12 protein-coding genes are annotated in these 12119 nt (G+C 45.5%); 3 read left to right on the top strand and 9 right to left on the bottom strand.

The window, feature by feature from the left end:
* The 4 genes from AAHB90_RS32125 to AAHB90_RS32110 all read right to left on the bottom strand — a co-directional run.
* A partial coding sequence (locus AAHB90_RS32125; protein WP_342089430.1) for a hypothetical protein occupies window positions 1-975 on the bottom strand: 975 nt, incomplete at its 3' end.
* A 44-nt stretch (window positions 976-1019) separates the two neighbouring features.
* Window positions 1020-1670, bottom strand: a complete 651-nt coding sequence (locus AAHB90_RS32120; RefSeq protein ID WP_342089429.1) for a hypothetical protein — start codon at window positions 1668-1670, stop codon at window positions 1020-1022.
* Between the two features lie 607 nt (window positions 1671-2277).
* On the bottom strand, window positions 2278-2706 hold the full coding sequence (locus AAHB90_RS32115) for a helix-turn-helix domain-containing protein (protein ID WP_342089428.1): 429 nt from the start codon (window positions 2704-2706) through the stop codon (window positions 2278-2280).
* Window positions 2703-3095, bottom strand: coding sequence for a helix-turn-helix domain-containing protein (locus AAHB90_RS32110; RefSeq protein WP_342089427.1), 393 nt, complete (start codon window positions 3093-3095; stop codon window positions 2703-2705). The genes AAHB90_RS32115 and AAHB90_RS32110 overlap by 4 nt, the downstream gene beginning before the upstream one ends.
* A gap of 788 nt (window positions 3096-3883) precedes the next feature.
* On the opposite strand from AAHB90_RS32110, the gene AAHB90_RS32105 reads away from it, so the two are divergent.
* The gene (locus AAHB90_RS32105; protein ID WP_342089426.1) at window positions 3884-4531 is read left to right on the top strand and encodes a response regulator transcription factor; all 648 of its coding nucleotides are present in this window, start codon (window positions 3884-3886) and stop codon (window positions 4529-4531) included.
* On the opposite strand, the gene AAHB90_RS32100 is transcribed toward AAHB90_RS32105, so the two are convergent.
* Window positions 4513-7755 carry a ligand-binding sensor domain-containing protein gene (locus AAHB90_RS32100; RefSeq protein WP_342089425.1) on the bottom strand — a complete coding sequence of 1081 codons (3243 nt, stop codon included), beginning with the start codon at window positions 7753-7755 and terminating at the stop codon, window positions 4513-4515. The genes AAHB90_RS32105 and AAHB90_RS32100 overlap by 19 nt on opposite strands.
* 66 nt (window positions 7756-7821) lie before the next feature.
* Window positions 7822-8511 (bottom strand): response regulator transcription factor, encoded by a 690-nt coding sequence (locus AAHB90_RS32095; RefSeq protein WP_342089424.1) that lies wholly within the window; start codon window positions 8509-8511, stop codon window positions 7822-7824.
* Between the two features lie 627 nt (window positions 8512-9138).
* On the opposite strand from AAHB90_RS32095, the gene AAHB90_RS32090 reads away from it, so the two are divergent.
* Window positions 9139-9357, top strand: coding sequence for a helix-turn-helix domain-containing protein (locus tag AAHB90_RS32090; RefSeq protein WP_342089423.1), 219 nt, complete (start codon window positions 9139-9141; stop codon window positions 9355-9357).
* A 79-nt stretch (window positions 9358-9436) separates the two neighbouring features.
* Here the strand turns inward: AAHB90_RS32090 and AAHB90_RS32085 are convergent, their stop codons facing one another.
* Window positions 9437-9862, bottom strand: a complete 426-nt coding sequence (locus AAHB90_RS32085; RefSeq protein WP_342089422.1) for a response regulator — start codon at window positions 9860-9862, stop codon at window positions 9437-9439.
* A gap of 482 nt (window positions 9863-10344) precedes the next feature.
* Here AAHB90_RS32085 and AAHB90_RS32080 point away from each other — a divergent pair, with 482 nt between their 5' ends.
* On the top strand, window positions 10345-10791 hold the full coding sequence (locus tag AAHB90_RS32080; protein ID WP_342089421.1) for a hypothetical protein: 447 nt from the start codon (window positions 10345-10347) through the stop codon (window positions 10789-10791).
* A 610-nt stretch (window positions 10792-11401) separates the two neighbouring features.
* Here the strand turns inward: AAHB90_RS32080 and lysM are convergent.
* Window positions 11402-11800, bottom strand: coding sequence for a peptidoglycan-binding protein LysM (lysM, locus tag AAHB90_RS32075; RefSeq protein ID WP_342089431.1), 399 nt, complete (start codon window positions 11798-11800; stop codon window positions 11402-11404).
* A 19-nt stretch (window positions 11801-11819) separates the two neighbouring features.
* Window positions 11820-12119, bottom strand: a 300-nt coding sequence (locus AAHB90_RS32070) for a hypothetical protein (RefSeq protein ID WP_342089420.1), incomplete at its 5' end; no start/stop codon positions are given.

The following is a 12119-nucleotide window of genomic DNA, read 5'->3' as shown; positions in this document are numbered from 1 at the left end:
ATCAGGGGTGGTTGCCAGGTCCTGAATAGAACCGATCCCGATCTGACTAATTGCAGCGCCAGCAGGAACTACGCCCGTGAGTGTACTGTTCTCGGCCACGCCTGACGCGTTGGCTGACCCGCTCAAATCGAGCCATTGGGAACCGTCCCAGCCGACCAGCCTCAGGTTAGAAGCCGTGGATTCGAAGGCTGCCACATTGGGGATGGATACGGTCACATCCAGATCGATCGTTGACGCTGTAACTGCGACCCAGTCCCAACTGCCTGCCGTATATACGCGCTTGATAGATGGCGATGGCGTGTTTGGTGCTTCTCCCAGATCGGACGCGTATGCCACACTCAGATGGGCATCGGCATTGGCAGGAGCCGAAATCTCCAATGTTCTCAGATCCGCGCTGCTTCCGACCGGGAAGACAAAACCTGTGTTACCGATTTTGGATACGTACCCGTCTACGTGCTGCGCATCTGTGAGCCCACCCGTGTAAGTAGCCCCTGCCTGGAACCTGAGCGCGCCGGTCGCCGCGTTGGCTCGTACGGTGGTCGTAATTCCGTTTTCAAAGCTAGCCGTATTAAACACGTTCGCGCCTGCGGTATTGGTGATATTGAATGCACTGGCCGCCCCGTTTTTCAATGCCAGTGTGGAAAAATTAGGAGCAACGCTACCGCTGATTCCCTGCACACCGGCTGCTCCCGCCGGACCATTGAAATTGTCGGTGCTCCCGCCGGACCCGTTGGCATTGTAGCTGTTATTGACACGCAGCGAGTTGGCATCTGTCTCATAGTGCTCAAATACTGCTCCCGAGGAAGCTGTGTAGGCGCCTGAAGCGGTTGCCGTTACAGCCGTGTAGCTCTCGCGGTTGCTTACCGCGCCGTAGTTATTGAAAGTAGCCCCGTCTATGACAAGCTGCGCGTGGGCTAGTTGGTTCCCCAACAGTAACGCCATACCTGCCATCAGGCTGATGTATTCTTTTTTCATCGTGAAAGCTGTTTAAATGAAGACTGTATCTTACAACTCTCCGACTAGTTCAAGTAGGTTACATCCAGGTTGGAAGAAATGGTGCCACAGATTTGGTATGCGCTGGCAGGAGCACCGTTGTTATACCATCTGGTTGCCCTTACATCGAACGTGTGGTTTCCTGCAGTCAGGGTGCGAACACCGGACAAAGTCAATTCGAAGTGACCGCTCACTTCAGTCTGGATGATAATGAAGATGCCGCTGGCAACTCCGTCGATATATATCTCAAAGCGGTTAAATGGGCTGTAACCTGTCCATGCAGACACGTCGTCAACACCAAGTACGTAGTTGATAAATGCGGCTTTTTGACTGGGGAAATTGATGACATTGGTAGTATTAGAAACCGTTGTATAGGAACCTTCCGTCACTCCGAAAAAAGCATCTGGCTGCGCACCGTTTCCAATGGGTACTGCATAAGAGGCCGTTTGAGTAGCGGTGCTAGCACCCGATCCCGCAGGGGCCTGCCAGCTGGCGATACCCGCCGCGTCCGAGGTCAATACTTTTCCGGCACCCTGGGTGCCATCTTCGATAGCCACATTGCCCACTACATGCAATTTGGCCGCCGGAGTAGTAGTGCCGATCCCTACATTTTGCGCCATGGCAGCAGAAGCGGTAAGGCCCATCAATAGACTTAGGGAGTAGATTGTTTTTTTCATCTGGATTTTAAATTAGATTAAGAAATAAATTGATAAAACTGTTGGAGTACAAGCAATTGTAAAGGCGATTTGGTGAAAACCAATGGTCGACTAATGCACTAATCACCGGAGATTGCCGGCAATGCGCTGAAATTTTTCTTATCGTGGGAAGATCATGAGCTCAATGACCAGTGCGTGTTTGTATTACAAAGATGGGTGGTGAAATCGGTTCGGGTGAAGACACTTTGTGGTAGGTTTGAGACGAGTTTTGGTAGTATTGGCATACCCGTCGGACGGAAATCGGCTGCTTTTCTCCGGAAGTCATAGAGCAGATGCCATATTCTTGTCTGAATATGCAGGTCAGGTGTCGAATTAGTGTTTATCGAGGACAAAATTGTGTCCTGCTGTAACCTTATTTGCCTGCCTGGATCATGCTTGATACGCATTGTACCTGGTCTGTGTACACATCGTTTGAATCTGCGACCTCCGGGACTTGTTGTCGGGGATGGGTAGAAAAAAGCTAAGCCATTCCTGCTCTCTTCGCCGAGCATGAATGGCTTCCATATCTTTAAGTTTACTTGCTGCCTTGCCTGGTCGTTTCCCGATTGACTGTCAACCCGGTACCGCCTCAGGCCGGGACCTTTCGAAGCGTTTCATTTTTCTCCTCAATGATCCTTTTTTGACTTTCGATGATGTCCATTAACTGCGCAATGATATATTCGTAGTGATTTTTTTGAGGTTGATCCTTGCTTCTTTCCTCAGAGGCAATTCTCTTTTCAAGACTTTGTTGTTGGGTTTGAAGAACCGGGGCTAATAGATTCAATAGGTCCATATCCATAGCACTTGCAACAGCGATCAGCAAGTGCAAGTCGAGCTGTTTACGTTCGCCTCTTTCGAGCCTTGCGTAACTTCTCTCGTCGATTCCAAGCTTAAAAGCTAGATCGGCTTGTGACATTCCGGCTGCTTCCCGGAGGCTTCGGATACGTTTTCGTATAAGGTCTTCTCTGGACATTTTTGTGGTGGTAAGATTTAAATTGGCTTTGCTGATAAAAATCAAGTTTTGTAGCCTTGGCTATTGTTGGAGAGCTTATTAAGCTCGGCAATGATGTTATGCTGCTTTTCGATAATCGACCGGAGTAAGGTGATCACCTCCTGGTAATGATACTTCTCATTGGTGAAATCCATCGATTCGGCTAATGCAATATCAGGTTGGGCTGACCACGCACGATTTTGCGTAATTGGTACCAAGGTTTGTTCAGGCGCCGTTTTCAACGCATCCGCGATCACCAGTAACTGATGAAGGTCCAGCCGTTTTCGCTTGCCGGCCTCCAATTTTCGGTAGTTGGTAACGTCCAGATTGATCTTTCCGGCCATTTCTTTTTGGGAAATGCCCGCTGCCTGGCGCAATATCTTAACTTGATCGACAATGGTTTGTACAGGGTGCATAGGCTATTGAGAGTGCTGATAAAACTAATTGTATAATATGGATTGAGGGTATCCCGACGGCTTAGCTTGTTGCAAAAAATTTTTGGATGTACTTCAATAATTGGCTTTCTAGCGCTCAGATCTTTGGTCTCGGAATATACTCAACCATCACGCAGGTTGACAAAGGTAAATTAATCCAGGGTCCGTATGTCTCGAACCTGTTCGAGGGAATAATAGAATTAAGACGATAAGATATCCCTGTTCTAATTCGATTTGCCTAGAAACAAGATAACCTCCTGCCAGGGGGAGGAGGTTATTCTGATGTGATACTCAACGTGCTCGTCTAGACTAAGACAAGTTCTTTCAAAGGCGACGATATGTCTTAACGTATATGTATATACGAAATTTGATTTTGTATTGCTGACCGGGGTTTTGATAGTGATTGCCTGATGTTCTTAAACAATCCCGTTTAAAACATGGCTTTACACGGGATTAAACACCAGTCCTGTATTATCTAGCTTTACCTTCCGAGTCCCTGTCGCCGATCAATAGCTGAGCCATACGGCAGCAGGTGTACCAAGCTGGGAGTCGCGGCCCTGGTTGATGAACTCGTCATGGCCTTGAAAAGGCCATCTGGATTTGGGCACAAAGCTATTGCGGAATTCCAGGAAAGGGAATAGCTATTATTCGAGAATCGTCTAGAATCAATTACCTGCGCATCGCCGCATTTCAGCGGCACATTTTTGCCTGGAGCCCATTTAACTTTGCTTGAATCGAGCAGGATTCAATCGCGAACAGAAAATCAGAAGATGAAAAAAGTTTTAATTGTAGACAACCAATTTTTGATGAGGTTAAGCCTAAGGGTAGTAATTAGAGAACTAAGCGGGGAAATTGGCGTTACTGAGGCCGTGAATTTTAAGGAGGCACTTAAACTGCTGGTTTCTGATCAGTTTGATCTGGTCATTCTGGAAGTTTTGATGGATGAATACTCGGGAATAAAGATGATGGAAATGATTCGCAGCATTGCTCCTTCCACGGCGGTGCTGATCTGCTCGACGGGGGATGAGCTACTGTATGCCGAACATTATATTCTGCGGGGAGCCAGTGGCTTTGTCGTTAAGACAGCCGAAAAGGAAGAAATTTTAACTGCTATTTCAACGGTTATCAATGGAAACCGTTACCTCAGTGACAGGGTACATGATAGATTGCTGATAAGGACTGAGCTGAAAAGCAAAGTCAAAGAAGCACTCACAAAACGTGAAAGACAGATATTGCCGTTAATCCTGGAAGGCAGAACCACGAAGGAAATTTCGAAAATGCTGGAAATACATGTAAACAGTATCAATTTTTACAAGTCGAATATTTTTCGAAAAATGCAGGTGAATGACATTCTTGAATTAGCAGAAAAGGTCGATATCAGTAAGCTTTTTCCTCAATCTTACTCAGTCTCTGTCTGACTTTTGACCAGTGTGCCGGGCCTGGGCAGACGCAGATGGAAACGAATGTAATCAGTTTGGCTAACCCAAACGGCAATGTTGGCCAGGGTAGCTACTTCTTTAACAATTAACAATCCCAAGCCTTTTAGCTGGCTCGAATTAGAAAACTTTTCGATAGCCGCATCGTTGTCTTCTAACGTAAGAAGTTCAAGTATTTCCTCGGGCAGATTTGTAGCTGTGTTGGCTATAATAATCTCTTTGGTGTCAGGTTGAGAATTGTTCAGATACACGCGAATCTCTCCCCGTAAGGTATATTTTGTAGCGTTATCAAGCAAATTGTGAATGATTATAGAAAGCAGCTGATAGCTTGCGTCAACATGTTTGTTTTCGGGAATTTCATTGTAAAACGCGCTTGCATTGGTGTGCACTGTTTCCCGGAAGAGTTCATACTTCTCCTGAATTAATTGATAGATGTTAACAGTTTCGAACGTCATTTTTTTGCCGTAAAGCTGTGCTCTGGCGAAACTGACCAGTTGTTCGAGCATTGAACCCATCCGGTCGGACATATTTGAAACCATTAAACCGACTTTGGAAATTTCATCGATCTGGCTCGACTCGGCCAGGTCGGGAATTCTTTTGGAGGCAAACGAAACATATCTGAGTGGAGATTGTATGTCATGACTGATAGAGGCAACAATTCGGGAAAGTAAATAAATCTGTTGATCCATGTCTTTGCGTGAGGCCTCCAGATCTTCCAAGCTTCTGCTCAATTTATCGGTCCTGACAGCTATTACTTCTTCCAATTCGGTATTCTTTTGTCTCATGGATCTTAGCCTATGCCGGTTATAGGCAAAAGTAGCCAAGATGACTAACGCGATTATGGCAACACTGATAGCCAGGATAATCCAGATGTTTTCATACCATCTTTCGGAAAAATTCAGCCCGATGTGTTTAATCTCATAATTATCCAGGCCAAAACCGTTGTTTTTTCTAACAAAGAGCGAGTATTCGCCCGAGTAATGGCCGGTCAGGTTGACAGTAAGCTCGTCGGTTTCCAAAGGTATCCAATCAGATGGAGCTACGGTCTCGGAGCGTTTGACGACGGCATAAGAAACATTTAGGTTGTCTTTATGACCCAAATAGGCCGTGGCGAAATATAGCCTCACATCTTCCACATTCTGCGGGAAATCGATCGTCTCGCCGGAATAGCTAACCGGGATTCCGTTGGCTTCCACTGCACTTAGAATAATCCTTTCGTCAGGCAGGTGGCGACGAATTTCAGTTGGCTGAAACCAAATCAGGCCATTTAGTGAGGGTAGCGATATAAATCCGCTGGCCAACTTGACTCCGCAGGGTTGGCATTCCCCATTAAATTCATTGGTGTTAAATCCTTCATCTTTTGCGTGATAATGGTAGTAAAGCCCACCAGTGTAACGCCTTGTTGTGCCATAACTTGTAATATTGCTTTTGCCCGAGTATTTCTGTGCGTATACAAGCAGATCGTTTTTCTTGATCTGAAACAATCCCTTGTTGGTGGTAACCCATAGATATCCCAACCCATCTTCAACTACGCAGTGAGAACTCGCCAGGTAGCGTTTCCGATCCAGGGGAAAGCGGGTTAGCTTTCCGTCAGCCGTCAAGAGCATCAACCCGGTTTCCAGGCCCGTTATCCACACCCGACCGTTATCTGACGGATGTATGCTTTTGATGTGAATTCCACGGGTGCCTTCTATGAGCGAGCTCGTTTCTGTGAGCGTATTTACCCGGTAAAGTCCCTTCGAGGTGCCCGCAAGTACTTCACTTTCACCGCCAGGTTCCAGACAAGTGATTTCTGTCAGAGCATGGCCTTTTATTAACCTTGGTCGAATCTTGTCCGCTGCTGTTTGGCCTCTGTACAAACCTTTGTTGATTACACCGATCCAGATATCATTATCCGTGCCCTCACATAGGGCCGTGATTTCATTTTCAAAAGTCCACACCTGATCGGGTCTTAGTGATTTTTGATCAATGCGAAGCAGTGTTTGATAACGTTTGGTCCAGATTGTGCCATTTCGACTTTTAAGCATAATTCGCTTCTCGAAAGGATTGATCTTTGCGATCTGGCTGACAAATTTATGATTGGTTTGGCTGGGAACCGGACCCTTTCCGATAATAATGCCCGTCGGCGTGATCACACTGCTTGCGGAGTAGGGGACTTGTGCGTAAAACACATTTTCTCCCACCTCTCCTTTGACTACCACGGGAGTAAATTGTGTTTTGCTCAACACGAAAAGTCCATTTACCCGGCTGCCCAAAAACACTTTTTGAGAAACATTATCCAAATAGATTACATCGACACCCAATGCATGCAGGTTAAAATCCTCCACCAGCAATTTCGCGGAAAGATCGCCATTTCCCTGCTGGACCAACATGTATAAGTTCTTGCCGGAGAAAAGAAAGGCTTGTTCGGAGTTGCCATTCCAATAGAATTTCTGTCGCTTGGTTTGCTGGTGGTCTTTCGACGGGTCTTCTACGGCTGGGGCAAGAGCGAAATGCGAGGTCTTGCTCTGAGATATTTGGATATAATTCCCCTGACCGATCCGGTAATATAGTTTTTTCCCAATCGAAAAGTAATTCCACAGTTGACTGCCAGCGCTCGGGCGTTGGTAGCGCTTTTTCCAATCCTGGTAGTAGGCGATTTTATTTTTAGTAATCATGAAAAAATTACCTTCACCACCGCCGGCCATAATCATGTGGTGGTCATTGCCGGTCGAATCCGAATACAGCAGATCGGGAAGGCCCACAACGTAGGTGATGTCGTTCAGATCATTGATATCCAGCCCTAACGAAAGCATGCGCCGATCGCGGTTAGGGTAATAGTTTGAATCTGCGGTAGCATGGCCCGCTTCAATCTTTACCGAGTAGTGTGGCCAAAACCTTGCGTAGGCGACCTTGACTCGTTCAGGGCGGTCCAATGCTTTTAACTTGTGAGTCCGTACAGAACTGCGTATACTGGCGACACGGTTGCTGGAAATGTTTAGATTGGAACTATTGAAAACTTCGAAATGGTGACCATCGAAACGGACCAGACCATCTTCCGTCGCCAACCAGATAAAGCCATCATCATCCGAAGAGATCCCCTTTACACTATTTTGTGGTAACCCGTTGTCTGCGGTAAACTGACTGACAGAATATCCAACTTGCCCGTATAAAGTATTCGAGGAACCAGCACATAAGGCAAGCAAAAATATTAATAGTTTTTTCATATGCAGTTTACTTCTTTTGGGGGTACATACCTGTACCCAACTTAGACAGCGAGGGGTACTACGTTGTCAGGATTTCGGCTTGACCTGAGTCGTACTTACATCAATCAGATCCGGATAGTCTTGCAAAATTTTCTTGTAGAGCTGAATTACGTTGGTGACTCCAAACTTTTCAAAGATGCTTAGCTTGTGGGTACTGACCGTGCTCCATTTGATGCCAAGCTGGGATGCAATTTCTTTGGTCCACTTTCCTTGCAAGAGCAATGTGATAATTTCTGCCTCCCGTGGCGTGATTGTCGATGCTTCTTTGGGTTTTGTCGGATTAGTGACTGATTTGAGGTAACTGTTGGCAAGCAAATTTTGGGTTTTCGGACTCATGTATTTCTCTCCCCTGAGAACAGTCTGTATTGCCTCTGCGACGGTGGGTAGCGGAGAGGCCTTTGACAGAAAGCCGTCGGCACCCGCTGTGAGGTATTTGATAGAATAATCTTCTTCTTCCATCGCAGTGTGTATAAGTACCCGGATGTCGGCGCGGAGACTTTTGAGCTTTTCTATCATCTTGGTACTGTTGCCACCAGGCACATCAATATCCAGGATGATTAGATCCACGGGGGTATTTTTAATCGTCTCAAGACCCTGATCAAAAGTGGACGCGGAAAGTACCTGGGTGTCCGGGAGCTTTTCTCTAATAATCGCTACGAGAGCCCATAGAACAAGTTCGTGATCGTCTACTAAAAGTATTCTAGTTAATTGGTTCATAGGTAAATGTATTTGATCCTCCGGATGCTTCGCTACAAAACTATGGTATGTAGATTAAAATCTATACAAGCTATAATTCGATATTTGACTAGAATTCATTTCGACTTGAACTGGCATCTTAGCCAATCAGAAATGCGCTGGTCGCAATTAACTTTGCAAACCCATTTACAGCAGAAGCAGGAAAAGTGCTAGGTGGCGTGACTTTAACTATTGGATAACGACTTGTTAGTCAGAGTTAAAATGCTTGAAAGGTTGGTTTAAAGCAAGATGTTAAATAAAGTTTGTCTGAAAGCATACAGCACTATTCGCACACACTAGCGGAGCGCGGAATAATGCAGGCCCATCCAGAGCTCTGGACAGGCCTGCCGAGCTCCATCCACCAGGACCATGCTTCAAATCACTGACTATTGAGAATAATGAGCAAGATTTTGATCATCGACGATGTGTTTCTGTACCAACTTAGTTTGGGTGAAATAATACGGGAATTAGATGGCAAATCCGAGGTAACCCATATTAGCAGCTTGCATGATGGAGAAGCGGCTTTAAAGGCTGTAACGTCAGCAGATCGAAACAGCTATTTTTACTGTTTTGAACGGCAAGCGTTACGGCAGTGAAAATGTGCACAGGATGTTATTGGCAGCCATCCCCGTTGCTTTACCCTTCGAGCCCAAACTGGTACCCAGGGAAAAAGAGGTTATGCATTTGGTTTTGCAGGGGTTGAATACCAGGGAAATATCACAGGTGATGAATATCATGGAAAGTACTGTGTGCACTTACCGGGCAAACATCTTCAGGAAGTTGAAAGTGAAAAATGTGAAAGACCTTGCAGCGAAAGTAAGAGTATAAATTATTTACCTATCTGGTCAATAGCAGGGTTCTAGGCCATTGCATCGGAATAAGGTAACCATTATGATTTTGCAGGCTTTTATTTTGTGTTACCTTCGATCGTTTCGCGAGCAGAGTTACTGATATATTTTCCGTTATTCAACACGGTTTGGCACGCCTCAAGGACATCTTCAAATGCTGCGTGTTTTGAGACAAAGCCATTCGCTCCGGCAATCAGATATGCAGCTGCAAATTCTTTCTCGGGCAAACCGGTGTGAATCAATACTTTTACTTCTGCTTGCACATTTCTCAGATACTGAATTGTCTCGACAGTATTTCCTCCCGGCACACCAATATCCAAAATGACCAGGTCGACAGGGCTTTGCAACAGAATTTGCAGGCCCCTGTCAAAATTGGGGGCTGATTTAATCACGGCGCCTTCGATCGCTTTTGTGAGCATTCTTTCCAGAGCCCAAACGACAATGTCGTGATCTTCAATGATTAAAATATTTATTGGGACGTTCACTCCTAATCTCTGATTTGCTCACCGTTTAATTGATCATCGCAAAATGGTACCTAAGATAGGTATCATAGGGGAAGTACTAACCGTTAAAGGCATTCTTTTTTGCGCTTTTTGCAAGGGTTAATTGTAACCGTCTGATACATGGAGTCATGCCTTCCCAAAAGCAGCGTTCCCCCACCTTGATCAGGCGTGGAAAGGCAATCCTGTTTCTAATCTACGACCAACCGGACAGAATTCACCTTTAAAATACCTAGAAATGTCCTGTAACAGGCGGTATCTGTCTGCGATGGATTCGCCTGAATCAGCAAGATTTGTATAAGTCAGGAAATAGAATTTGCATAACGTATATAGAACATAGTGATAGAGGTTTTACAGCCCGGCACGGTTGATCGCCGGGTTGTTTCTTTAACATTTCTTATCGTTTTCCGGCTATCTCCTGGGATGGGATGTAGCGCATCCTTTTTATTATATTTTTCAAATTTTATATGAGAATTGCATTTGTGTTTTATGTGTTGCTGGCCCTACTGTCGTATAGCAGGGTTTCAGCCCAGGTCGTTTCGCAGGATTCATTGAAGGCATTAAATGACCAAAAAAAGGTTCTGGCGCTAAACAAGCGGTTGAACGATAGCAAAATTGAACTCGCCAAACTTGAGAATCAAATCCCACATGCGGTCGATGAAACAGCCAGTAAAGCCGAACGTGCCCAACGATCAGCAGAGGAGAATAAGGTGGCCGCCGGCGAACTGAGTACCGACCCTCAAGACAAACAATTGGCCAGAAAGGCCAGCAAAGCTGCATCCGCTGCCAGTCGTGATGCCAAGCGGGCAAGAAAAGCGGCGGATAACCTCGCGAAGCTGCGTCGCAATGTGGACTCGCTCAGGGAGAAAATTAAGGAAGATGAAGGTAAATTAGCCTTACTGACTCCCAATTAATCCATTTGCTATCAGGTTTGCCCCGCCCCAAGTTTTCATTGTGAAAGCTTGGGGCGTTCGTTTTAAACTTGCATCCGATCGCTTAACGAAACTCGTCGGCGACTTTCTGTTGAAGCGCCTGAAGGCTCAGTGCTATCTCAAAGCATTCGGTGTCGGTCATGTTTTGGATCGTATGTTTAATGTTGTTGACAACCACGCGTCCCCCCGAATCAACCACATGCCCGAGTCTGTTGACTTTTTCACATAGTGAATTCCAGTCGGCAGATAGATAATCCGAGAATAGATTGGAGGGAATGATTTTGAATAGGCGTGCTGGGCAATCAGCTCTGATTTAATTGAACTCACCTCTAGGGACAAATTCTGGGTAAACTTGGTGAGTTCCAGGTAGACGAAAATATTGGAGGATTTCATCTTGCATATTGATTATTATAGTAACAGGAATGGTTATTTGAGCTAACAATATTATTTCGATATCCATCCTGAATATTCAGGTTTGGATTTACGATTTATTAGGTATTTGGTGAAAGTTTTTTTTTTTAAATTGGTAGGTAAAATGCTATGAATTCAAACAACTACATTTGCGAAATGTGGTGTTTGAATTCATAGCATTTTATAATCTTGGGATGCGTAGTACCTGGCCAGGATAAATCAGATCGGGACTGGAAAGCATGGGCCTGTTGGCTTCGAAGATGTGATTGTACTTTGTCTTATCTCCATAAAAGCTAAGGGCGATCTCGGAAAGTGTGTCGCCTTTTACAACGGTGTAGTATCGGGCTTCCGGTGCCGGAGCGGCTACAAGCAGGCGGTTGTCTACCAACTCAACCCCCTCTACGTTGCCAATTGCCAATGCAAGTTTTTCTGAATCTTCTTGTTTGGCAACTTCCCCTTCAAGGGTTACCATTTCATTGGACGTCTTAATAGTCAGATTGTGATAGGAGAGGCCCAGAGACTTGACATGTGCCATCAAAGCGCTTGCGCGTAGTGGTTCGGCGGCTTCGGGATGAAAAATGGGTGCTGTTAATGATTGGCTATTTTCTTCGCAATGAGTCTATCAGTGCTGCTGTGATCTGTTGATTATCCGGCTTGGATAGCTCTTGAATTAAATGGATTTGCCGCCGGATTTCCCTTTTTATGCTCGTTGATTTCGTGGTATTTGGTCTTTGATTGTTAACATTATCGGACCTGGCCCCGTCCTGTATTTGCTCGGATGTTTTGAATGTGTCGTCCTGGAAAAACCTTACAGTTTTTAATGATAATCCTGATTGAACTTTACTCGACTTCGCACGATCGGTCTGGTCAAACAGGCCGGGATCAATGGCGCCGTGGCC

Source organism: Dyadobacter sp. OTU695 (assembly GCF_038440355.1).
In the GTDB taxonomy this organism is placed as follows: Bacteria; Bacteroidota; Bacteroidia; order Cytophagales; family Spirosomataceae; genus Dyadobacter.
Note: the sequence above shows the minus strand (reverse complement) of the source record. Positions and strands in the feature narration are given on the sequence as shown.

Bases quoted from the DNA above. Each gene is read 5' to 3' on its own strand.
- AAHB90_RS32080 (WP_342089421.1), top strand. From the start codon at position 10,345: ATGAGAATTGCATTTGTGTTTTATGTGTTGCTGGCCCTACTGTCGTAT.
- AAHB90_RS32120 (WP_342089429.1), bottom strand. From the start codon at position 1,670: ATGAAAAAAACAATCTACTCCCTAAGTCTATTGATGGGCCTTACCGCT.
- AAHB90_RS32105 (WP_342089426.1), top strand. From the start codon at position 3,884: ATGAAAAAAGTTTTAATTGTAGACAACCAATTTTTGATGAGGTTAAGC.
- AAHB90_RS32110 (WP_342089427.1), bottom strand. From the start codon at position 3,095: ATGCACCCTGTACAAACCATTGTCGATCAAGTTAAGATATTGCGCCAG.
- AAHB90_RS32095 (WP_342089424.1), bottom strand. From the start codon at position 8,511: ATGAACCAATTAACTAGAATACTTTTAGTAGACGATCACGAACTTGTT.
- AAHB90_RS32100 (WP_342089425.1), bottom strand. From the start codon at position 7,755: ATGAAAAAACTATTAATATTTTTGCTTGCCTTATGTGCTGGTTCCTCG.
- AAHB90_RS32090 (WP_342089423.1), top strand. From the start codon at position 9,139: ATGTTATTGGCAGCCATCCCCGTTGCTTTACCCTTCGAGCCCAAACTG.